Raw genomic sequence first — 22,179 nt, 5'->3', positions numbered from 1 at the left:
TCATGTGCCGAGGCAGGACGTCCCCCCGTCGTGGGCATCCCCTGGAGATCGCGGAGAACCTCCTCGGATGCGCCGTGACGTGGGAGAGCGTCCGGCCTGGAGGCAGGGGGTCGTCGACCACAACGCGGCTACCGCGGGCGCCAAAGAGTGGGGCATCGAGTGGGCACCCCGAAGACGTGCACGGGGCGAGCGGATAGCCGTGGGCGGTGGTGGCAGGCCCATGCCGACGGGCGCTCGGTCGTGGGCGCACGCGGGCGGCCGTGGTGCGTCGGGAGGCCGGGGAGGGCTGTTCATGCAAGGGCCTCCCTTGACGTCAGACCCGCGCGTTGCCAGTATGAGCCTTATTCATGCTGGCACGCAAACGCAAATCCTCCTCGGGAGATGACCGGCATTCTGGCACGCGTCTGTCGGCGGGTTTTGCGACGCAGCTTCCACTGCCTATGCGGGAGGCGAGGGGGTGGGGCGGGAAGCGCGAGGGTGCGGGGCGGAAGAGACGGCCGGGGAGCGGACTGCCGCACCGGGCACGACCGCTCCTCGCCAGTCGGTTCCCGGTGCACGTCACGATGAAGGTGGTGGAGGGGCTACCGAACCTGCGGAGCAAGAAGCAGCTCCGGGCGATAGAGCACGCCTTCGTGAAGTCGGCGGGGCGGTTCGGGATGAACCTCGCCCACTACTCGATCCAGCACATCCTGCGCACACCGAGTGAGGTGCGCGCAGTTCTGGCCTGCGTGCTTCAAAATCGACGCAAGCATGAACGTGCCCGAGGCAAGTGGGTCCCGCGACGCGACCTCGACGCGTGCAGCTCGGCGCGCTACTTCACCGGGTGGAAGGACCTCACGGCGCTTCGCCCCGACGGGGACCCGCCGGTACTGAAGCCGCGGACGTGGCTCCTGAAGACGGGGTGGAAGCTGCGGGGGCTGATTCCCACGAGCACCGTGCCTGGGAGCTAGCTCCGGTCACGGCGAACGGCGCGCCGAACAGGACAGCGCGACGCCCAGACGGTGCACGGGGACCTCGAGGTCGAACACTACTTCGCTGCTCGCGCTGGCCAGCCGAAGCGCGGAGAGAAGATAGCGTCCGGTCTCGGGAGTCCCGTCCCGGCTGGGCCCTTGCTCCTCGGCGAGAAAGCGGGTCTTCGCGACGCCGCCGGCCGCGAGCAGGGTGGTGCGGTGCGCGCGCTCGAGCGAGCCGGGCTTGCCGAAGCAGCCCTCGTAGTGCGCCGTGAGGATGAACGACGGCAGCGGCCGGCCGAGCGCGTTCGCGAAGGTCACGGCCACGCGCGCGGGTTTCCCACTCATCGGCGTGGCGCGCAGCCCCGCGAAGGGACCGACGCGGGTCAGCTCCACCTCGCCGAGGTTCTCGAGCGCGCCGGTCCGCGCCGGCATGCGCCGCAGACCCCCCTTGCTCACCACGTGGTCGCTGCGCATCTGCACCTCGGGGCAGCGTCCGGTGCTCACCTCGCGCGGGGTACTTCGCGCCGACGCCGCGGACGGCCGCGCAGCCGGCGTCGGCACGACCAGCCCCTGCGCGACGACGATGCGGCCGAGGAGCGGCCTGAGGTTCAGCCCCGCCCGCGGTCGCACCCGCACGAACCCGATCTCGAAGTGCGGCTCCACCCAGCGCTCGCGACCGTCGGCGTCGCAGACGCGTCGGTGCTGCTCGGTGAGCTCGCCGACGAGCGTGATGGGTCGCGGACCGCCCTCGCTGCTTCGCGCCTCGCCGTGCACCACGAAGAACGCCAGGAGCGCGGCCAGCGTCCCGACGGAGATCCACCTGGTCGGCACGACCCGACGGCCTGCGAACGGCCACCCTTCTTGCGACGCGCTCATCGGCTCAGTGTACGCGCTTCCTGGAACGCCGGTCGGCGATCGCGCGCCGGCAGCCAGCCCCTGGCCCCCTCCTCACCGCCCCGCGATGGGTGGCGCGCCGACGAGCCCGTACTCGATGGCCCCGATGTCGGGCGCGCCGAGCCTCGGCAGCCCCATGTCGTAGCCCTTGTCGATCGCCGGGCTGCCCGCCTGCAGCCGGAAGTCGCCGGCCGTGGCGTTGACGAACTTCGCGTCGCCGACGACGGCCGCCTGGCCGGCGGGGGCCGAGCCAGAAAAGAGGTTATTCGAGATCGTGTTCACCGCCGCCGCCTTGCCCGTGAAGCCGCCCAGGGGGTTCGCCATCGAGATGTTGTTGCGCACCAGGGTGGCCTTCACCATCGACGACTGGTCCGAGAACTCCAGCGCGTACTGCTTGTTCGCGTAGAACACGTTGTTGTAGATCGCGTTGCCGCTCAGGCTTCCGGCTCCGGCGGGCCAGAACTCCACGCCGCAGAACCTATTCCCCGTGACCACGTTGAGGTAGATCTTGTTGCCCGTGGTGAGCGCGGCTCCCATGGCGCCGTCACCGACGGTGAGCTGAAATCCCGAGGCGCCGTTGTTGTAGACCCGGTTGCGGTAGAAGCGGCTCCCCGTGGTGTGGTTGAGGTAGATCCCCACCGCCCCGTTGTTGTAGACGGTGTTGCCGTACACGTCCGCGCCCTTCGAGCCATCCTTGACGTCGATGCCCTCCATCGTGCCGTCGTGGATCCGGTTGTTCGCCACGGTGACGCTGTTCGACTCGGATACCGTGAGCCCCTCGTGGACGCCGCACCCGCTGCCGCAGCTATCGGCCCTGTTCACGTCGCAGCCGGTCACCACGACGTAGGCCGAGCCCTGATCGACGACGATCCCTCCGTGCTGGCTCGTGTCCACCTTCATCGCGCTCAGCGTGACGTTGCTCGAGCCGCTCACGTTGATGCCGTAGTAGCGCGACAGGCGCGCGGTGAGGCCCGTCAGGGTGACGTAGCTGCTGAACTCGACGTGAATCAGGCCGGCGTCGTCCACTGGGACCCTGGAGCCGTCGAACACGACCACGGCCCCCGGGGCCGCCTTGATCGTCACGGGAGCCGTGGCCGTCCCGGGTACCTCGCTCACCACCAGGCGCTCGGCATAGGTTCCGGCGCCGATGATCAGGGTGTCGCCGGCCTTAAGGAGGCTGGCCCCCTTCGCCGCCGAGCAGAAGGGGTACGCCTTGCTCCCGGGTCCCGTGTTGCTGCAGCCGGTCTTGGCCGCGTAGTAGGTCACGGCCGCCCGAGCGTTGCCCACCGACCCGAGGACGGCGAGGCAGGCGAAGCAGAGGAGGCTGTAGAGCGAAGAGGCTCTTGCGGGTCGTCCCCTGCGATACCGTCCGAGGTGCTGGCGTGCGGTCTGCATCGGTTCCTCCTCTGAGCTGGAAAGCGGTGGACTCGCGAGCAGCGGCTCGCGTGGGCAATCCCCTCCGGGATGGTGATGTGCGCACTGTAGGGCAATAGCGGTTCTCCTGCTACGCAAAACGGGCATGCGCCGGCCGAGCCGGTGGTCGGGCAGCCGAGCGTCTCGCGACGCGGACAGAATCGCTGACCATTGACACAGAGGCCCGCCCACCCTTGCCCGCCACCGACGAGTGGGACTACCCTCCCCGACGGAGAGACGGGCACCAGACCCGACGTGCGGCGCGCCTGTCTCGGAAGCCTCCCGCCTCGGAGGTCACGATGTCCCGCTTGCTGCTTCGTGCCGCCTTCTCGATGGGCGTGCTGATCGCGGCCCTCGCCGCCTCCCGCCAGGTCTCGGCGCAATCCGCCCCGCTCACGATCGACGGTGCAGTCTCCCGCGCCCTCGCGCGCGCTCCCGAGCTCGCCGCCGGGCGCGAGGCGGAGACTGCCGCCGAGGCGCGCGTGGGGCAGGCCCGCTCGGCCTACCTGCCGCGGCTCGGCCTGGACGTGACGTACTCCCTGCACTGGCCGAAGACGCAGCTCCCCATCGACCTCTCGTTCCTTCCGGCGACCATCCGGCCCAGCATCGGCGAGATCGACGACCTGCATCGCTTTCGCGCCGGGGCTCAGGTCTCGTGGCGCGCGTTCGATCTGTCGCGGGGCTCGCGCGTCGAGGCCGCCCGCAGCGCGCTCTCCGGCGAGCAGGCGCGCTCCCGCGAGACCGAAGCCACGCTGGCCTTCCAGGTCCGGGCCCTCTTTCTCGCCGCCCTCTTCGCCCGCGACCTGCAGCAGATCTCTCGCGACTCGCTGGCCCTCGCCGCCGCCGAGGAGCGGCGCGCCCGGCTCAAGGCCGAGGTGGGCACCGGCTCCCAGGTGGCGCTGGCCCAGGCTCGCGTGCGGCTCGCCGCGCTGCGCGCGCAGGAACGTCAGGCCGCGAGCGAGCTGGCGCGCTATCGGGGCCAGCTTCAGAGTCTGCTGGCCCTCGCCTCGCCCCCCGAGCTCACCGGTGACCTCGCCACGCTGGCCGGCTCGGCGGCGACGCTGGACCTGGCCCAGGCCCCCGCGCTGGCCCGCCTGCGGGCCGCCCGCCTCGCCGCCGAGCTGGCCGCCCGTGCGACCGCGCGCACGCTCGCGCCGACTCTGAGCCTGATGCTCCGCGCCGACCTCGAATACCCGCACGCAATGAAGCTCGAGTGGGGGCCGCTCCTGCAGGGGGGCGTGACCCTCGCCTGGGACTTCTACGACGGAGGCCTCCGCACACAGCAGGTGCGCGAGGCGCGTGCGCAGGCCCGCAGCCTCGAGGCGCAGGAGCGCGCGGCCACCGAGAGCCTGCGCCGTCGGCTGATCGACCTCGAGGCCCGCGCCCGCACCGCCGAGGCGGAGCTCGCGTCGGCCCGGGAGACGCGCGCCCAGACCGAGGTCTACCTGCGCGTGGCCCGCGCCGCGCTCTCCGCCGGCACCGGCACCACGCTCGACGTGCACAACGCCGAGCTCGGACTCGACCGGGCCCGCGTGGCGGTCAAGCAGGCGCTGCTCGCCAAGGCGCTCGTCCGCGCCGAGAGCCTCGCTCTCCACGGCGCCGTCTTCGACCCCGCCGCGCGCACTCCACCCGGCGCGCGCACCCCACCCGCCGCACGCACTCCACCCGCCGGAAGAAGCCCCGGAGGCAGACCATGAAGCGCGCGGTGATCGTCTTTGCCGTGCTCGTCCTCGGGCTCAGCGTCGGGCTCTGGCTCAAGGTGCGCGAGAACCAGGCAGCCCTCCTCCGCCCCTCGGGGGGCAACGGCGTGATCGAGGGCGTTGAGGTGGACGTGAGCGCCCGCCTCTCGGCCCGCATCCTGGCCGTGCGCGTCGAGGAGGGTGCGACCGTCAAAAAGGGAGAGGTGCTCGTCGAGCTGGACTGTCGCGACAACCGCTCGCTCCTCGCCGCGGCAGAAGGACGCCTCAAGGCGGCGCGCTCCACCGCCGAGGCGGCCAGGGCCCAGGTCGGCGCGGCGCTCGGCTCGGCGCGCGCGGCGGCGGCGGGCATTCGCGCGAGCGGCGCCCAGTCCGAGGCGCTGCGAGCCACCGCGCAGGCCAGCGCCCGCCAGCGTGGACGCATCCAGCGCCTCCAGGGGGAAGGGGGGGCCACTGCCTCCGACCTCGACGCCGTCTCGACCCAGGTCACGCAGCTCGGCGAGCAGCTCCAGGCGCTCCAGGCGCAGAAGAGCGCCGCGCGCGGTCAGGCCGCCGCCGCCCAGTCCACCGCCGAGGCAGCCCGCAGACAGGCCGAGGCGGCCCTCGCCACCGTCAGCGCCGCGGCCGCCGAGGTGGAGCGGGCCCGCACGCTCGTCGAGGAATGCCTCCTTCGCGCCCCGATCGACGGGGTCGTGCAGACCCGGGCCCTCGAGCCCGGAGAGGTGGTGCTGCCCGGTGGCCGGGTCCTGACCCTCGTCGCGCTCGACGAGGCGCGGGTCACCTTCTACCTGCCGAACCGCGAGCTCGCCGCCGCCTCGCCAGGGCGCCCGGTCACCGTGGTCGCCGATACCTATCCCGACCGGCGCTTCGACGGACGCATCGTGGCCGTCTCCGCCCAGGCCGAGTTCACCTCGCGCGGCACGCAGACGCGCGAAGATCGCGACCGCCTCGTCTACGCGGTCCAGGTTCGCCTGAAGAACGCCGACCACGCCCTGCGGCCGGGGATGCCCGTCGAGGTGAGCATCGACGGCACGGCGCGACGCCCGTGAGCGAGCCGACCGTGAGGGCGCTGTCCCCGGAGAGCGCTCTCCCACCCATCGTGCGCGCCACGGGAGTGCAACGTCGCTTCGGCGCCACCCTCGCGCTCGCCGATTTCTCCCTCGAAGCGCGTGCGGGAGAGATGGTCGGTCTGGTCGGCCCCGACGGAGCCGGGAAGACCACCGCCATGCGCATCCTGGCTGGGATGATCGGCGCCGACGCGGGCGAGGTGGAGGTGCTCGGTCACGCGCCGCTGTCCAGCGCGCAGGCCCTGCGCACCGCGCTCGGCTACATGCCGCAGCAGTACAGCCTCTACGGCGACCTCACCGTCGAGGAGAACCTGCGCTTCTTCTCGCGCATGTTCAGCCTCGACCGCCCGACCTATCGCGCGCGACGCGAGCGGCTGCTCGAGATCACGCGCCTCGGACGCTTCACCGACCGCCGCGCCGACGCCCTCTCGGGCGGCATGTACAAGAAGCTGGCCCTGGCCTGCGCACTCCTGCCGCGCCCGCGCCTCCTGCTCATGGACGAGCCCACGAACGGCGTGGACCCCGTCAGCCGGCGCGAGCTCTGGGAGCTGCTCTTCGAGCTCACGGCCGAAGGGATGGGCATCGTCGTCTCCACCCCGTACATGGACGAGGCGGCGCGGTGTCATCGCATCCACCTGATGTACCGCGGCCGCGTGGTGCTCGGCGGCACACCGGCCGACCTCCTCGGCGCCTTCCCCGGTTCGGTCCTGCTGGCCGAAAGGGTCGAACCCGCCCTCCTCGAGGCCGCGCTCGAGGGACGCCGCGAGGTGGTGGCCCTCTCCGTCGCCGGCCACGCCCTGCGCGTGGTGGTGCGCCCCGGCGGCGAGGCGGCGACGCGCGCCGCGCTGCTCCAGCTCGGAGCGCGCCCCAAGAACGTGCGCCCCGAGGTCGAGGACCTCTTCCTGGCCGCCACGGCGGACGCCCCGCGCGCCGACGACCCCGTGCGCCCGCACGAGGACAATCCCGTGCCCCCGCGCGAGGCGGACTGAGATGGGCGGCCGCGCCCCGACGGTGATTCGCACCGACCGCCTCACGCGCGTCTTCGGCGATTTCGTCGCCGTGCGGGAGGTCTCCTTCGAGGTCGCGCGCGGCGAGATCTTCGGCTACCTGGGCGCGAACGGGGCCGGCAAGTCCACCACCATCCGCATGCTCTGCGGCCTCATCCGTCCCTCGTCGGGCGAAGCCTGGCTGAACGGCGTGAGCGTGGACGCCGACCCCGAACGCGTGAAGCGCTCGCTCGGCTACATGTCCCAGCGCTTCTCCCTCTATCCGGACCTGAAGGTCACCGAGAACCTCGAGTTCTTCGGCGGCGTCTACGGGCTCTCCGGAGCCGCGCTCGCCCGCCGCACCGACGAGGTTCTCGCGCGCGTGGGTCTCGTCGAGGCGCGCGACACGCGGACCTCCGAGCTGCCCGGCGGCCTGCGCCAGCGCCTGGCCCTCGCCTCGGCGCTCCTCCACGGCCCCGAGATCCTCTTTCTCGACGAGCCCACCGCCGGCGTGGACCCCGCGGCGCGCCGCACCTTCTGGCGGCTGATCCGCGAGCTCTCCGCGGCGGGCACCACGCTCTTCGTCACCACGCACTACATGGACGAGGCCGAGTACTGCCACCGCATCGGCCTGATGGTCGACGGCCGCCTCGCCGCCCTCGACACGCCCGAGCGGCTGAAGGCCGAGCACGTGCCGGGGCAGCTCGTGCGCCTCGAAGGCCCCCGGCTGGCCCAGGCCCTCCCCGTGGCGCGCGCGCTCCCCGGAGTGCTCGCAGCCCAGCCCTTCGGCGCCTCCGCGCACCTGCGCCTCGAGCCCTCGCGGCTCGACCTGGCCGGGCTCGACCGGGCGTTCGCGGCGGCCGGCTTTTCTGGCCTGCGGCTGGAACCGATCGAACCCACCCTCGAGGACGTCTTCCTCGCGGTCGTGGAGCCGCAATGAGCGTGGGACCCTTCGTCGCGCGCACGCTGGCGCTCGGCCACAAGGAGCTCCTGCACGTCGTGCGCGACCGGCAGGCGATCTACCTGGCCCTCGGCATGCCCGTCATTCTGGTCCTGCTCTTCGGCTACGCCGTGACCTTCGACGTGGAGCACCTCGAGCTCGGCGTCATCGACCAGGATCGTTCCCCCGCCTCGCGTCGCCTGCTCGCCGCCCTGCGCGCCTCCGACGCCTTCCGGCTGCGCGAGGAGCTTCGCCTCGACCGCCCCGAGGAGGCAGAGGCCGCCTTCCGGCGCGGCGCCGTGCGCGGGGCCGTGGTGATCGCCCCCGGCTTCGGCCGCACCCTCGCCCGCGGCCGCTCGGCCCCCTTTCAGCTCCTGATGGACGGCTCCGACGGCACGGCCACCCGCATCGCCCTCACCTACGCCACCGAGATCGCGCAGCGCGAGACCGCCCGCCTGCTCGCGCACGCCGTGCGCTCGGCGCCCCTGCCCCTCGAGCCGCGCGTGCATCCCTGGTTCAACCCGGACATGCGCTCGGCCCTTTTCGTCGTGCCCGGTCTCGTGGCGATCGTGGTCGGGGTCCTCGCGGTGCTCCTCTCGGCGCTCGCCGTGGCTCGCGAGTGGGAGCGCGGGTCGATGGAGCAGCTCTTCGCCACGCCGGTGGGCCGGCTCTCGGTGGTGCTCGGCAAGCTCCTCCCCTACGTGGCCCTCGGGGTGGTGCAGCTCCTCCTCGTGCTCTCGGCCGGCGCGTGGCTCTTCGACGTCCCGCTGCGAGGCTCATTCCTGCTCCTCGCGCTCGTCGCCGTCCTCTTTCTGGTCTGCGTCCTCGGCCAGGGCCTGCTCATCAGCATGGTCACGCGCAACCAGCAGGTCGCCACCCAGGTCGGCGCCGTGTCGGGCATCCTGCCCGCTCTCTTGCTCTCCGGCTTTCTCTTCCCGATCGACAACATGCCCCTCGTGCTGCAGGGCATCTCGCACGTCGTGCCCGCGCGCTACGCCATCGCGGCGCTGCGAGGCCTGCTGCTCCAGGGCTACGGCTTCTCGCAGCTCTGGCCGCAGCTCCTCGGGCTCGCCGCTCTCGGGGCCTTCCTCGTGGCGGTCACCACGCTCCGCTTTCGCCGGAGGCTCGACTGATGCGCGCCGAGCTCGCCGCCGTGATGCGCAAGGAGCTGCGCCAGGCCTTTCGAGACCGGCGCGTCGTCTTCGTGCTGATCGGAGCGCCGATCCTCCAGCTCGTGCTCCTCGGCTACGCGGTGGACCTGGACGTGGATCGCATCGGCACCGCGCTCTGCGACCAGGACCGCACCGCCGAGAGCCGCGCGCTCGTCAGCGCCCTCCTCGCCGACGGCACGCTTCGTAGTGTCGGCGAAGTCTCCGACCCGACCGAACCGCTCGCGCGGGGAACGGCCCACGCGGTGCTCGTGCTCCCGCGCGGCTTCGCGCAGCACCTCCTCCACGGCCGCGCGGCCCAGGTGCAGGTGCTCCTCGACGGGACCGACCCGATCCGGGCCCAGGTCACGCTCGGCACGGCCCTCGCGGTGCTCGGCCAGCGGAGCCTCGAGCTCGCGCGCCTCCGGCTGAGCGCGATGGCGGCGCTCCAGGGGGTGCGCCCCGTCTGGCCCGCGATCCGCGTCGAGCCGCGCGTGCTCTACAACCCGCGCATGAAGAGCCCCGTCTACATGGTCCCCGGCGTGGCGGCCATCACCCTGCTCGTGGTCACGACGATCGTCACCGCCATGGGGCTGGCCCGCGAGAAGGAGCTCGGCACGATCGAGCAGCTCCTGATCACTCCGCTCCGGCCCTCGGTGCTGCTCCTCGGCAAGACCCTCCCCTTCGCGCTCATCGGCCTCGTGGTGGCCGGCCTGGTGCTGGCCATCGGCACCCACCTCTTCGACGTGCCCGTGCGCGGCTCCCTCTTCACGGTCTTCCTCGGCACCGTGCTCTATCTGATGAGCACCCTCGGCACGGGCGTCTTCATCTCGACCCTCGCCGCGACGCAGCAGCAGGCGATCCTCGGCGGCTTCTTCTTCCTGATCCCCGCCATCCTGCTCTCCGGCTTCATGTCCCCCATCGAGAGCATGCCGACCTGGATACAGCCCCTCACCTGGGTCAATCCCGTGCGCTACTACGTCGAGATCCTGCGCGGCGCGCTGCTCAAGGGAGCCAGCCTCGCAGACCTCTGGCGTCCTCTCGCCGCGCTCCTCGGCTTCGGCGCCGGCATCCTCCTTCTCTCGACGCTGCGCTTTCACAAGCGCCTCGGCTAAGGGCCGGGGAAGCTCGCGTCCCGCCGCACCGCAGCAATCGTTGGAGGGGCCGTCAGACTTTTCCGGTCTCGCGCGTCTGGTGAGCTGAGGGGGAACACCCTGCACCAAGGAGGTACGATGTCATCGTTCAGAGGAAGACGTTGCAGCGCCGGTCTCTCCGTACTGCTCGCCCTCGCCGGGGGCTGCACGGGCGAGATCGACGCACCGTCGGAGGGGGTGCGGGAGGCCACCGCGACGACCGTCAAACCCGCCGTATACGGGCCGATCGCCTCGGCCGAGGTCACCGTCGCCACGCTCGGCACGACTCCCGTCCGTGATCCCGCCGTCGCATGGAACGGGCAGAGCTTCACGCTCGTGTGGGAGTCCGGGGGGGAGATCCACGGGGCACGCGTGTCCTCCACGGGCCAGTTACTGGACCCATCGCCCATCCCGATCGCCGTCGGAGCCGGAGTTCGGAGCTCTCCAGTCATCGCGTGTTCCGCCGCCCAGTGCCTCGTGGTCTGGAACCAGGCCCGCCCGCTGTCCGGCTTTGGATCGATCTACGCCGCGCGTCTCAGCCTGGGTGGCGCCGTGCTCGACACCACCCCGCTCGAGGTCCTTACCGGAGGCCTCTGGGCCTCGTCCCGCGCGGTGGCGAGCGGAAACGGCGACTTCCTGGTGGGCGGCGCCTTCGCGCTCTATTCGCAGGCCATGGCCGTCGTAGTGCGGGTCAGCGCTCAGGGTCAGGTGGGGAGCTATGAACCGGTCGGGGCGTCTGGATTAACCGCTGTGACCGCCATGGGCTTCGACGGCACGAGCTACCAGGTGCTGGTGTGGGATGCGATGGGCAACCGAAAATCCGTTCGGCTGGTCCCGCCGGTCGGAGCAGTCGGCTCTGAAGTGACCCTCGGCCAGCATTGCCCCGAGAGTGCGGCCGACACCATGAGCTGCGCTCCGGGAGTCTGCACGCTGGGCATGAACCACTTTGTCTCCGGCGGGTACGTCTTCAAGCTGGTGCGCGTGGACCAAACCGGGACCGTGCTGGACCCGAGCGGCATCGCGATCTCGAAGGCCGCCCGACTCACGTTCGACGGGTCGCGCTATCTGCTGGCCTGGAACGACCCACGCAACGCCGGCACCACGGGCGTGGATCTCTACGGGGCCTACCGGACCGCCTCGCTCGGGGCGGTCGGCCTCGAGGCGCCCCTCTCGACCGTCCCGGGCGACGAGAACCTGGGCGGCCTGACCAGCGACGGGCTGGGCACCAGCGCCACCGCCTACCGGCGCGCCGGCAACGTGTTGCTCCGCGTGGTGAAGTTCGGGCGGAGGAGGAAGCACGAACCGCTCCCCGTGATCGAGGAGCCCAGCCTCCCCCTCGACCCGACGATGTAGCGCGTCAGACCCGAAGGCGGCGCCTAAGGAGGCTGGCCAGCCTCCTTAGCCCGCCGGGAACTGGATGCGAAAGCTCGTCCCCTCGCCGAGGCGGTTCTGGATAGCGAGCGTTCCTTCCAATTCGTCCACGATGGCCTTCACCGCATCGAGCCCCACGCCACGCCCGGACACGTCGGTGACCTTCTCGGCCGTGGAGAAGCCGGGGGCGAAGATGAGCTGGATCGCCTCTTCGTCGCTCAAGGTCGCCTGCGCATCGATCACGCCCCGCTCTCGCGCCCGCGCCAGCACCTTCTGCGCGTCGATGCCGCGACCGTCGTCGCTCACCTCGACCACCAGGTCCGGCCCCTCCTGACGGGCGAGCACCTTCACCGTCCCTTGCGCCACCTTGCCGCTCGCCAGGCGCTGCGCCGGAGGCTCGATGCCGTGGTCCACCGAGTTCCGCAACAGGTGCACCAGCGCGTTCGCCAGCTTGTTGAACGTCTGCCCCTCGAGCGCGAGCTCCCCGCCCTCCAGCACCACCGGGTTCACGTTCTTGCCGAGCTGCTCGGCCAGGTCGTCCACCATCTTCGGGAAGCGGTGATAGAGCCGGCTGAGCGGCACGCGCGTGAGGGCCAGGATGCGGGCCCGGATCTCGTCGAGCATCGGGCGCGGCAGCCCCTCGTCCTGCACGCTCTCGAGCCAGTCCACGACCGCCGTGAGCCGCGCCTGATCGATCTCGACCTTCAGCGGCCGGTCGCCCGAGCGCACCGCGCCGTTGTCCAGGCCCCCCTTCTGGCTCAGCACCTTCGAGGCCATGGTCTTGACGCGATCCAGGAGCTCGCCGAGGTCGCGCACCTTCCCCTCGGTCTCGGTGACCGTGGCCTCGCTCAGCGCCGCCCCCGAGGCTCGCAGCGCCGAGAAGGCGTCCTCGACCCAGTGGGCCTTCGCCGCTACCCGCACGAGCCCCATCGACATGGCGTTGCCCTTGAGCGTGTGCATCTCGCGGAACATGCGGTCCACGAGCGGGCCCGGCGGGTGACCCGCGCGGATCTGCCCGAGGGCCGCCCCCGAGCTCTCGATGATCCCGAGCGCCTCCTCGAAGAAGACGCCGAACATCTCGGGGTCGAGGCGCGCCACCTCGGCCAGGTATGCGATGTTCTCGTCGATCTCGCGCTGCTTGGCGCTGAGCGAGCGCTCGAGCGCGCGCTTCTCGGTCAGGTCCTCGATGATGAGCATCATCCGGGCCACGCGCTGCTCCTCCCGGATGGCCTGCACGTCCACCAAGAGCTCGCGCTGCTCCCCCTCGGGGCGACGGTGGACGTACTCCTTGCGCACCAGCTCCTTGGCCGTGCTCCAGTCCAAGGTCGGGCTGTGGAAGATCAGCTTGAACCATTCCTTGAGGTCGTTGCGTTCGCGCGCCGACTCCCCGTCGGCCTCGGGCAGGAGGAGCTCCACCACGTCCGCTCCCGCGAGCGCCGCGCGGTCGAAGAGCTCCTCGGAGAAGCGCGAGTACTCCTTCCCGATCTGCAGGTTCTCGTCGACAGTCAGGATCCCCTGGCGGATGTTCTGCAGGATGTCCGCCACCTCTTTGCGCGAGCGGGCGAGGTCCAGGTTGGCCTGATTCAGCGTCTCGTTGGCCTGCACGAGGTCGCGGGTCCGCTCGGCCACCATCTGTTCGAGCACGACCTTGCGGTTGCGCTCCACCTCGAGCATCGCGGCGTACTTGCGGTGCAGGTTGACCTCGACGGAGGTGTCGCGCAGCACACCCACGGCGGCCACCACGCGGTCCGTGGCCGGGTCGAAGACGGGGACCGCCACCGCATTGCACGAGGCCTGCCCCTCGAGGGCGCCGCCCACCGAGGTCTCGACGTACCGCGACTGCTGACTCGTGCGCAGGCAGCTCTGCAGCAGACAGTCGTGCTGCTGGCAGATGCCGAGCTTCGCCACCTCGTGACAGAGGCGCCGGTGCCGCGGCCGGTAACCGAAGAGGTTGCGGTAGGCCAGGTTCACCCAGACGAGGTTGTAGCCCGTGTCCACCACGTAGACCGGGTCGAGGAGCGAATCGAGGGCCGCCTGCACGGCGGGGAGAGCCTGGACCGGAATGCGTTCCATGGGGCTTTGGCGCCTGACCGACGAAAGGGCTTATCGCGCCGCGCTCGAACGGTCGAAGACGCAGAGCTCGACCGCGCCGTCGGGGGCCAGGAGCGGCGTCACGGTGATGGGTCCGCCCCGCGCGAGGCCCGCCAGCCGCTCGTGCCGCGCCGCGGTCTTCGTCAACACGACGGGAGCCTGGAGCTCGGAGCTCAGGCCCATCGCGCTCAGGCGGGCGGCCAGGTTTCCGCAGACGATGTTCAGAAACTCGGCGCCGCAGTCGTGCGCGTCAGCCTCGCTCAGCTCCGCCTCGGGGAGCTGCATCAGCTTGGCGGCGATCTCGCGCAGGTTGCCGGTCTGCAGGCCGAGCGCCACCGCCCCATTGAAGCCGCCCGTGAACTCCTGCGCCACGACCACGTCGTAGGGCGCGAGGACCGATACGTCGCCGTGACAGCTCGCCGGCTTGACGAAGGCGTGCAGCATGCGAAGGAACATGCGGCACGTCGTTTCGGCGCAGACTTCGAGTACGCGCGCGTTGGGACGCCCGTTGTAGACCTCCGGCAGGGTGCCCGGCGCGTCGGTCTGGTCCTTGCGGAAGGCCTCGAGCTCCTCGCCGAGCTCGCGCGACGAGAGCACCCCGGTCTTCACCAGCGCCTCGCCGAGCATCAGCCGATCGGCCTTCTGCGCCGAGAGCAGCTCGCCGAGCTGGGCCTCGGTGAGCAAGCCCTTCTCGATGGCCAGCTCGCCGAAGCGCTTGTCGATCGTCCGCTGCAGGAGGTTTATCTCCTCTACCTGCGTCGCGGTCATGAAGCCCCGGTCCACGGCGATCGTCCCGACCTTCAGGTTCACCGTGTCCTGTAGCTTTACCGCGGCGAGGAGCTGGTCCCGCCCGATCCGGCCCCGCTCGAGGAGAAATTGCCCGAAGAACTTGGCGCTCATTTTCCACCTTCGAGCGCGTGGGCGTCGCGGAGCACCTTCAGCAGCGCCTGCTGGTCGTAGGGCTTCATGAGGAAGCTCGTGGCCCCCTTCTCCATGCACTCCATGACCTTCTCCTTCGTGCCGAGGGAGGAGACCATCACCACGCGCGCCTGGCCGTCGAGCGCGCGGAGCTTCTCGAGCACCGCCACGCCGTCCATGTCCGGCATCACGATGTCGAGCAGCACCACGCGGGGGTGCAGCCGACCGTACTGCTCGATGGCGTCGGCTCCGCTCTGAGCCTGTCCGACCAGCTCGAACTCGGACCCTTCGAGGTGCCGCTTGATGCCGAGCAAAGACATTCTGGAGTCATCGACCGCGAGTACGGGCTGGCGTTCCGACATCGCTTCGTCCCTCTCTAGTGGGTGGGTCCACTATTGGAGCCGCCTTTGAGCGGGGGCGCAAGGCCTTCTTGGGGGACTTCATGAGGGACAAGACGCGCGCCGCCAGGGTAGGCTCCTCGGGCGAAGGTGAACCAACCAACACGGAGGCAGGCCGATGCGGATCGTGCTCGTGGGTGCCGATTTCGAGGAGAACCTGGCGCTGGGGATGCTCGCGGCGGTGGCGCGCGAGGACGGACATGCGGTGCGGGTCCAGCCCTTCAACACCCTCGACGAACTCGAGCCCCTGGCGCAGGCCCTGGCGGCCGAGCAGCCCGAGGTGATCGGGCTGAGCATGCAGTTCCAGCACCGCGCGCACGAGTTCCTCGCGCTGGCGCGGCGTACCCGGGTCCACGGCTACCGGGGCCACCTGACCACGGGCGGGCATTTCCCGACGCTGGCCTGGGAGCAGGCGCTCGGCTCGGGTGCGGGTCTCGACAGCGTGGTGCTCTACGAGGGGGAAACGACCTTCCGCGAGCTGCTCGCGGCGCTCGCGACCGGGCGGCCTCTGCGCGAGGTCGCCGGGCTGGCGCTGCCGGGCGAGCTCGACGGTCCGCCGGTGCGCACCCCGTGCCGGGGGCTGCCCGACCTGGAGGCGCTCCCCTTCCCGGAGCGCTATCGGCCGCACGCCCGCCACGCGGACATCCCCTTCATTCCGATCCTGGGCAGCCGCGGCTGCTGGGGGGCCTGCACCTATTGTTCGATCACCAGCTTCTATCGCGACGCGCGCGCGCAGGGGGGCGCGGGTCAGCTCATGCGCTGGCGTAGCCCCGAGAACGTGGCCGCCGAGATGGCGCTCCTATGGCACGCCGCCGGGCGAAACGCCGCCATCTTCTGCTTCCACGACGACAACCTCCTCCTGCCGCGACCGGAGGCCACCATCGAACGACTGCGCGCGATCCGCGCCGCGCTCGACGACTTCGGCGTGGGCCGGGCGGGGATCATCGGCAAGTGCCGCCCCGATTCCCTCACGCCCGAGCTGGCCCGCGAGCTCGCCGCGGTCGGCGTGGTGCGCCTCTACGTGGGAGTGGAGAACGCCTCGAGCCTCGGCTCGCAGCACCTCAACCGGCGGGTCGAGACCGAGCGCGTGAAGGCCGCCCTCGCCGCCTGCCACGCGGCGGGGATCTTCTGCTGCTACAACCTGCTGCTCTTCGAACCCGAGGCCACGCTCGAGGACATCGCCGAGAACATCGCCTTCATCCGCGAGCAGTCCACGCACCCGGTGAACTTCTGCCGCGCCGAGCCCTACCACGGCACGCCGCTGCAGCTCGCGCTGGCCTCGAAGGGGGCGCTGGGCGGGAGCTACCTGGGCTACGACTACCGCGTCACCGACGACCGCACCGAGCTCCTCTTCCGCATCTGCGCGGCGGCGTTCCGGCAGCGCAACTTCGCCCCCGACGGGGTGCACAACCGCTACATGGGGCTCGGCTACCAGGCCAAGCTCCTCGAGACCTTCCACGACGAACGAGGCGGCGAGCGGGCGCGCCTGATGGCACGAGCTGCGCGACTCACCTCGGAGATCGCGCTCGAAACAGCCGACCTGCTCGAGCAGGCGCACACCCTGGCTCGCACCGCCGACCTCGGCGATCGGGACCGGCTGGAGCGCGAGACCGCCCTCCTCGGACTCCGCATCGCCGCGGCGGACGGGCCACGCCACGCCGAGCTCGACGAACTCCTCGACGCGATGCACGCCTTCGCCGTGCAGAGCACGACGCAGAAGCCCCGCACGAGCTTCAGCCTGCCGCCCCAGCTCACGCAGGCCGTGCGGCGCCTGGCCCAGGGCGTGGCCCTGTCCACGTTGCTCAGCGCGTGGGGCTGCGACAGCCGCGCCGTCACCGATTCGGGCGTGGTGGTCGACCCCGTACCACGGGATGGCCGCGTGAACGACGCAAACGTCGGTTTCGACGGGGGCGTGGACCCGGTCCCGATGGACATGCGCCTGCGCGACGGCCGCCGGCCGGACCTCACCGTGGTTGATTGCGTGCCGCCGGACCGGGGCGTGCAGCGCGACACGGGCAAGCGACCCGACGGCATGATCGCCGACCCCGTACCCTGGGACATGGGGATGCGCAGGGACGCGGGGGTCCCGCAGGACGCAGCCAAGCCCAAACGGGACGGCATTCCCGTGGACCCGCCGCCGCAGGACGCGCCGAAGAAGCCGGCGCCGCAGAGTTCCCGTCCGATCGATCAGTGGCGGGACACCACCCCCCGGCGCGCGGTGCGCTCGATGGACCTGCCCTTCTTCGACCCGCCGGAGCCCGCGCTCCAGGCCGAGCGCGAGCTTCGCGGCGTGCGGGTGCGCCTCTCGGGCGTGGAGCCCAACGCGGCGGGAGTGCGCTGGGAGGGGGACGGCGTGCGCGAGGGGAGCGGCCTCGAAGTTCTCTGGGTCCCCACCGCCGAAACCGATCAGCTCCGCGTGGGAGTACGCACGCACGGGGGTGTGGCGGTGCTGGCCCTGAGGGCCGGGGACGTCCCCACCCTCGGGGGATAGAGCGACCCCTCGGCCGCGGCGCCGTTTCCGCAGCGCCGACCCCTCAGCCGCGTCGACGCCGTCCCGTCGCGAGCAGCCCCAGCGCGAGCAGCGCGAGCAGCGCATCGATCGAGCGCCCATCCCCGCCCACCGAGCAGCCCCCGCCGCCCTCGGCCTGACCGCCCGCCGCGGCGCTTCCGTCGGCCTGGCCCGCGTCAGCGCTCGAGGAAGCTCCATCGGTCGCAGCAAGGCCCGCCTCGATCGAGGCCACGCCACCGTCCCGCGCGCCGGCACGTGCGTCCGGTACTTGCGCTCCGCCGTCGCGCTTCACCGTCCCAGCGTCCGTCCCCGTGGCCCCCGCGTCCCGCTGCGGACTCGCCCCATCGTGCTTCACGACGCCGCCGTCGATCTTGACCACGCTCGCGTCGGCTTTCGCCGTTCCCCCATCCAGCTTGGTCGCCGGCGAGGCGAGCACCTTGAAGAGCGTGCGTCCGATGACCACGTGGAGCACGCCGCCCAGCCAGACGCTCCCTTCGGCGTCCGCGTTTTGCCGATTCACCATGGCAAAGCCTCCGAGCGCCGCGCCGATGTCCCGAGCCACGCTGCCCGGCGCGCCGACGTAGCGCCGCCCGGAGTTGAAGAAGGTCGTCTGTCCGTTCGGACCGAGGCCGTCGAGCACGCTCGAGGAGCCGAAGGCGCTGAGCTGCGTCTCCTGCCCTGCGGGGTTGCGTACCCATATCTGCAGCGCCCCCATCCCGTCCGCCCGAGTGAAGGCCACCCACCCCTCCCGCACCTGATAGTCACGGCCCGGGCTCACGGCGCGCGTGTAGGTCGGTCGCATGGCGGAGAGGATGCGCTCGGTCACACCGTCGTGCAGCGCCACGGCGCTCTGATTGGCGTTCAGCGGGTTCCGTCGCTCGTAGACCACCAGCGTGCCGTCCGTCAGAGGCGCTCGCCCAGCCTCGGCCGCGGAGAGCGCCACGATGGCGCCCGCCCGATAGCGCGCCACGCGGTCCATGTTCGACTGTGTCGGGTCGGCATACAGAAAGACCACGTCACCGTTCGCGCCCACGTCGGGCATGTCGACCGTGTAGCTTCGCGGGCCGAAAGGCGCCGTGTTCGTGCCGGTCGAGAGCTGCCGCCGGACGAGCTGCTGCGGGCCGCTCCAAATCAGGTAGTCTCCCTTGAGTCGCAGCGCCGTGGCGTTCATCGCGAGGGTCGCCGTTCCGCTAGGCCGCCACTCGTAGACCTTCTCGGCCCCTACGCCCGCCTCGTTGTAGATCACCCCGCCTGGCGATAGGCCCACCACCGACGAGTTCGCCGGATAGGCGGGCGCGATCGTATCGACCTGCCCGGTCTGCCGCGCGCGTCGCTTGCAGCTCGTCCCTTCGAGCCAGAGGGAGTAACTCTCGTTGACGGCCCAGAGGGGCGCCCCGACGCTCTCCACCTCGGCCAGAACCGCGCTCGACTCCACGTACACCGTACGCTGCGGCAGCCCGTTCGGCGTCGACGCGAGGGCCTGCCGACCCGTCGAGTCCCGCGCGTCCACCTCGAGGCGCAGCTTCCGACCCTCGTAGGCCGCGAGGGAGACCGACTGATTCACCGTTGCCACGCCGGTGGCCACCACGCCGAGGCGCGTGCTGCCTTCGTAGGCCACGATCTGGATCGAGCTGCATCCGGCGTGGTTGTCGTCGGCGCAGCTCACGTTCACCTGCAGCGCCGGCCGCGCGACCGTCCCCTCCAGCGGCGCGTTGATCGTGACCCGCGGAATCGTGTCGTGGTTCACCACGCGCACAGCGGTGCCGGTCGCCCCGTTCACGTCCGTCGCGGTGACCGTCAGGGCGACGAGGCCGAAGGGCTGACCGACGAGAGACTGCGTGAGGTGGAAGCGCCCGTAGAGCGCCGTCATGGCGGTCGTCGTTCCGCCCACCGTTAGGGTCACGCTCTGGAGCTGATAGGTCGAGGTGACGCGGGCCGCCACGTTGACCGAGTCACCCGCCAGGGCTCCCTCGTAAGCCGGGTCCTCGATCTGCACCGCGATCGCCGCCTGCGCGACGGGAGCAAGGAGGGTCAGGATGACGAATACAGCGAGCTTCATCGGGCCTCACCTCCGGTTCGACTCCGCCTAGGGTCCTTTGGTGTTCGTCGCCTTCCCCCTGTTCAGAGCCCCAGACGCACGAGCCGCGCCTTTTCTGACAACCCTGCAGGGCCCGACGTACGTGATTCCACGTATTGCGACGCGTGGGAGGGGCGCCCCAGACTGAGGAGCACCAAAGGCCGACGCTGGGGTGGGTGCGAGGAGGCACACACCGCGTGCAAGGAGGCACACACCCCGAAGAGGCACTCACCCACGATGGAGACTGGAGCACGCATGGGAGGCCGGACGAGAGAAGATGCCGCGCCGAGCGCGAGGCGCAGAATGGCCCTGATCGGGGCCTGGACGGTCGCCTTGGCGCTTGCGGCCTGCGGCCCGGCGCGAGAAGCGAGCGCGCCCCTTGGCTCACGGAGCTACGCCGCGACGACGCCGACCGTGTCCGCGGAGACCTCGCTCGCAGGTCCCGCCACGGGCGGCGTGTACTCGAGCTGCGACGCGGTGGCCTCGGATGGGACGAACTTCGTTGCGGCCTGCTGGAAGGACCGGGACGCTTTCACTCTTCCGATCCGCGCGGCCGACGGCACCGTCGGGGCGGGTCAACTCCTGTGGACCCTGCCCCCGAGTGCCCCAGGCAACCCATACGGCCGAACGAACTCCGCCAGCCGCATCGCGCTCAGCGGCTCGAAGAGCGACTACGTGGCGGCGGCGGTACAGTGGAGCGAGAAGCACATGGGGGGGGTAACTTCCTCGAGCCTCTTTGCCTGGCGCGTTGCCTCCAGCGGCGCACCCCTCGGCTCCTCGCCGGCCTACCAGACGCCATGGAGCCCAGACTCGCACTACTACTCGCCCGATGCAGCCTCCGACGGCGTCAACCATGTCGTGGCCTACTCGGACTTCTACTCCCACACCCTTTCGGTCGTCGCCGCCACGGCATAGAACTCGCCTACAACGGCACGGTTGGTGTCCCCTTCGACATCCGGCCGTCAGTCCTCACCACGACGGAGTACGCGCTCGTTGCCGCGGGTCTCGACTGCCTTTCCGTGGTTCGCAAGAGCTACAAGGACTGCGAGCTCGAGCTGCGCATCTTTCGACCGGCTGGCAGCAGGCGAGACGTGACCCTGCCGCTGAATGCCCCTGCTGGCGCGGAGTGCGGCGTCTCGGTGCTCGCCGGAGGTCCAGTCGTTCTCATCGAGTGGGGGGAGGTGACGACGGCCACCGTCACGCGCGTGGCTCGCATCGACGCGAACGGCGCGCTGCTCCACCCGTCGGGGATCGCCGGCGCGATCGCGGCGCAACGCGCAGCGTTCGATGGTCAGCACTTCGTCCTCCTGGCGATGCAGACGCAGGCGGGGACGGGCCACACGGCCCTCGTCGCCCAGCGTCTCACCTCGGCCGGCGTCGTTGTCGATGTGACGCCCTTCAACGTCACCCCCTGGGCCGCCCGCGCCGTCGACAGCTACTCGCCCTTGATCGCGGCCACGAGCTCCGGGGTCAGCGCCGTGGTCTACAAGAACGCGACGGGGCAGCAGGTCCTGCGGCTCATCCGCGCGCCCGGGTCGACCGCCGACGGAGGGCCGACGCTGGCCGACGGAGGGCCCAAGCCAGCCGACGGAGGGCCCAAGCCAGCCGATGGAGCGCCGATGCCGGCCGATGGAGCGCCGATGCCGGCCGATGGAGCGCCGATGCCGGCCGATGGAGCGCCGATGCCGGCCGATGGAGCGCCGATGCCGGCCGATGGAGCGCCCGGGACGCCCGAGCCCGCTTCTGCCGTCCCCGACGCTGCGCCGGCAAAGACCGACGCCGCGCCCGTGAAGCCCGACGCCGTGGCTGTGAAGACCGACGCCGTGGTCGCGAAGCCCGACGCCGTTGGCGTGAAGACCGACGCCGTGGTCGCGAAGCCCGACGCCGTGGTCGCGAAGACCGACGCCGTGGTCGCGAAGCCCGACGCCGTGGTCGCGAAGACCGACGCCGTGGTCGCGAAGCCCGACGCCGCTGCGCCGCGCGCCGATGCTGGCAGCCCAGCCACCGACGCCGCCCCGCACGCGGAGGCCGCCGCGCCCTGTCCTTCCGACCCCGTGTCATCGAGCGGAGGATGCGCCGTGGCGACTCTCTCGTCGGCGCGCTCGTCTTTGCCCGCCCTCGCCGTACTCCTCCTCCTCGGCCTTCTCTCCCGTCGCCGGGGACCATCGGGGCGAACTCGTGAGCCACCCGAACCCGCCCCTCGAACCTGACCGTTGCGCCCCTCGAACCTGACCGTAGTTGCTCTCCCCCTCGAACCTGACCGTGGTTGCGCCCCTCGAACCTGACCGTAGTTGCTCTCCCCCTCGAACCTGACCGTGGTTGCTCTCAACCCCTCGAACCAGCCTCGAACCTGACCGCCCACGAACCCGACCGCGGGAACCCCCGCGGGAACCCGACCGTGGTTGCTCATTGCTCCGACCGCGGGAACCCCCGCGGGAACCCGACCGTGGTTGCTCCTTGCTCTGGTTGCTCGTAGCCGGGTTTCCTGGTCCGGTATGCGGACGGGCCGGTCCGGCACACCGGACGACTCCGGCGCCCCAGAGATCTATCACCTTGAAATCACGTCGACGGGAATTGGCTCAAG

17 protein-coding genes are annotated in these 22,179 nt (G+C 71.1%); 11 read left to right on the top strand and 6 right to left on the bottom strand.

What is annotated here, in order from left to right:
- The first annotated feature begins 551 nt into the window (after positions 1-551).
- Positions 552-950 carry a hypothetical protein gene (locus IT371_15810; protein MCC6749127.1) on the top strand — a complete coding sequence of 133 codons (399 nt, stop codon included), beginning with the start codon at positions 552-554 and terminating at the stop codon, positions 948-950.
- Between the two features lie 6 nt (positions 951-956).
- Here the strand turns inward: IT371_15810 and IT371_15805 are convergent, their stop codons facing one another.
- Positions 957-1,784 carry a hypothetical protein gene (locus IT371_15805; GenBank protein MCC6749126.1) on the bottom strand — a complete coding sequence of 276 codons (828 nt, stop codon included), beginning with the start codon at positions 1,782-1,784 and terminating at the stop codon, positions 957-959.
- A 117-nt stretch (positions 1,785-1,901) separates the two neighbouring features.
- Entirely contained in the window at positions 1,902-3,242 is a 1,341-nt protein-coding gene (locus IT371_15800; protein MCC6749125.1) for a right-handed parallel beta-helix repeat-containing protein, read from the bottom strand.
- Between the two features lie 317 nt (positions 3,243-3,559).
- Here IT371_15800 and IT371_15795 point away from each other — a divergent pair, with 317 nt between their 5' ends.
- From IT371_15795 to IT371_15765, 7 genes are all read left to right on the top strand, one after another.
- Positions 3,560-4,957: a TolC family protein gene (locus tag IT371_15795; GenBank protein MCC6749124.1), complete on the top strand. Its 1,398-nt coding sequence runs from the start codon at positions 3,560-3,562 to the stop codon at positions 4,955-4,957.
- Complete coding sequence (locus tag IT371_15790; protein ID MCC6749123.1) at positions 4,954-6,006, top strand: efflux RND transporter periplasmic adaptor subunit; 1,053 nt, start codon at positions 4,954-4,956, stop codon at positions 6,004-6,006. The genes IT371_15795 and IT371_15790 overlap by 4 nt, the downstream gene beginning before the upstream one ends.
- A complete protein-coding gene (locus IT371_15785) occupies positions 6,003-7,013 on the top strand; it encodes an ABC transporter ATP-binding protein (protein MCC6749122.1) in 1,011 nt (336 codons plus the stop codon). The genes IT371_15790 and IT371_15785 overlap by 4 nt, the downstream gene beginning before the upstream one ends.
- A 1-nt stretch (position 7,014) precedes the next feature.
- A complete protein-coding gene (locus tag IT371_15780) occupies positions 7,015-7,950 on the top strand; it encodes an ABC transporter ATP-binding protein (protein MCC6749121.1) in 936 nt (311 codons plus the stop codon).
- Complete coding sequence (locus IT371_15775) at positions 7,947-9,083, top strand: ABC transporter permease (GenBank protein MCC6749120.1); 1,137 nt, start codon at positions 7,947-7,949, stop codon at positions 9,081-9,083. Before IT371_15780 ends, IT371_15775 begins: the two co-directional genes overlap by 4 nt.
- Positions 9,083-10,213, top strand: a complete 1,131-nt coding sequence (locus IT371_15770; protein ID MCC6749119.1) for an ABC transporter permease — start codon at positions 9,083-9,085, stop codon at positions 10,211-10,213. Before IT371_15775 ends, IT371_15770 begins: the two co-directional genes overlap by 1 nt.
- A gap of 117 nt (positions 10,214-10,330) precedes the next feature.
- Positions 10,331-11,584, top strand: coding sequence for a hypothetical protein (locus tag IT371_15765; GenBank protein MCC6749118.1), 1,254 nt, complete (start codon positions 10,331-10,333; stop codon positions 11,582-11,584).
- A gap of 45 nt (positions 11,585-11,629) precedes the next feature.
- On the opposite strand, the gene IT371_15760 is transcribed toward IT371_15765, so the two are convergent.
- From IT371_15760 to IT371_15750, 3 genes are read right to left on the bottom strand one after another with little or no spacing between them, the layout of a single operon-like run.
- A complete protein-coding gene (locus IT371_15760) occupies positions 11,630-13,675 on the bottom strand; it encodes an Hpt domain-containing protein (GenBank protein ID MCC6749117.1) in 2,046 nt (681 codons plus the stop codon).
- 30 nt (positions 13,676-13,705) lie between these two features.
- A complete protein-coding gene (locus IT371_15755; protein ID MCC6749116.1) occupies positions 13,706-14,593 on the bottom strand; it encodes a chemotaxis protein CheX in 888 nt (295 codons plus the stop codon).
- On the bottom strand, positions 14,590-14,931 hold the full coding sequence (locus tag IT371_15750) for a response regulator (GenBank protein MCC6749115.1): 342 nt from the start codon (positions 14,929-14,931) through the stop codon (positions 14,590-14,592). Before IT371_15750 ends, IT371_15755 begins: the two co-directional genes overlap by 4 nt.
- A 196-nt stretch (positions 14,932-15,127) precedes the next feature.
- Between IT371_15750 and IT371_15745 the strand changes: the two genes are divergently transcribed.
- Entirely contained in the window at positions 15,128-17,500 is a 2,373-nt protein-coding gene (locus IT371_15745; GenBank protein ID MCC6749114.1) for a radical SAM protein, read from the top strand.
- Between the two features lie 43 nt (positions 17,501-17,543).
- On the opposite strand, the gene IT371_15740 is transcribed toward IT371_15745, so the two are convergent.
- On the bottom strand, positions 17,544-19,577 hold the full coding sequence (locus tag IT371_15740; GenBank protein ID MCC6749113.1) for a hypothetical protein: 2,034 nt from the start codon (positions 19,575-19,577) through the stop codon (positions 17,544-17,546).
- Between the two features lie 432 nt (positions 19,578-20,009).
- Between IT371_15740 and IT371_15735 the strand changes: the two genes are divergently transcribed.
- Both IT371_15735 and IT371_15730 read left to right on the top strand, forming a co-directional pair.
- On the top strand, positions 20,010-20,510 hold the full coding sequence (locus tag IT371_15735) for a hypothetical protein (GenBank protein MCC6749112.1): 501 nt from the start codon (positions 20,010-20,012) through the stop codon (positions 20,508-20,510).
- 104 nt (positions 20,511-20,614) lie between these two features.
- Positions 20,615-21,805, top strand: coding sequence for a hypothetical protein (locus IT371_15730; GenBank protein ID MCC6749111.1), 1,191 nt, complete (start codon positions 20,615-20,617; stop codon positions 21,803-21,805).
- Positions 21,806-22,179 lie beyond the last annotated feature (374 nt).

This window comes from Deltaproteobacteria bacterium, from assembly GCA_020848905.1.
In the GTDB taxonomy this organism is placed as follows: domain Bacteria; phylum Myxococcota_A; class Polyangia.
The sequence above is the reverse complement of the archived record's forward strand: the minus strand, read 5'-3'. Positions and strand labels throughout refer to the sequence as shown.

Bases quoted from the DNA above. Each gene is read 5' to 3' on its own strand.
- IT371_15775 (MCC6749120.1), top strand. From the start codon at position 7,947: ATGAGCGTGGGACCCTTCGTCGCGCGCACGCTGGCGCTCGGCCACAAG.
- IT371_15790 (MCC6749123.1), top strand. From the start codon at position 4,954: ATGAAGCGCGCGGTGATCGTCTTTGCCGTGCTCGTCCTCGGGCTCAGC.
- IT371_15780 (MCC6749121.1), top strand. From the start codon at position 7,015: ATGGGCGGCCGCGCCCCGACGGTGATTCGCACCGACCGCCTCACGCGC.
- IT371_15755 (MCC6749116.1), bottom strand. From the start codon at position 14,593: ATGAGCGCCAAGTTCTTCGGGCAATTTCTCCTCGAGCGGGGCCGGATC.
- IT371_15770 (MCC6749119.1), top strand. From the start codon at position 9,083: ATGCGCGCCGAGCTCGCCGCCGTGATGCGCAAGGAGCTGCGCCAGGCC.
- IT371_15745 (MCC6749114.1), top strand. From the start codon at position 15,128: ATGCGGATCGTGCTCGTGGGTGCCGATTTCGAGGAGAACCTGGCGCTG.
- IT371_15800 (MCC6749125.1), bottom strand. From the start codon at position 3,242: ATGCAGACCGCACGCCAGCACCTCGGACGGTATCGCAGGGGACGACCC.
- IT371_15760 (MCC6749117.1), bottom strand. From the start codon at position 13,675: ATGGAACGCATTCCGGTCCAGGCTCTCCCCGCCGTGCAGGCGGCCCTC.
- IT371_15750 (MCC6749115.1), bottom strand. From the start codon at position 14,931: ATGTCTTTGCTCGGCATCAAGCGGCACCTCGAAGGGTCCGAGTTCGAG.
- IT371_15795 (MCC6749124.1), top strand. From the start codon at position 3,560: ATGTCCCGCTTGCTGCTTCGTGCCGCCTTCTCGATGGGCGTGCTGATC.
- IT371_15765 (MCC6749118.1), top strand. From the start codon at position 10,331: ATGTCATCGTTCAGAGGAAGACGTTGCAGCGCCGGTCTCTCCGTACTG.
- IT371_15740 (MCC6749113.1), bottom strand. From the start codon at position 19,577: ATGAAGCTCGCTGTATTCGTCATCCTGACCCTCCTTGCTCCCGTCGCG.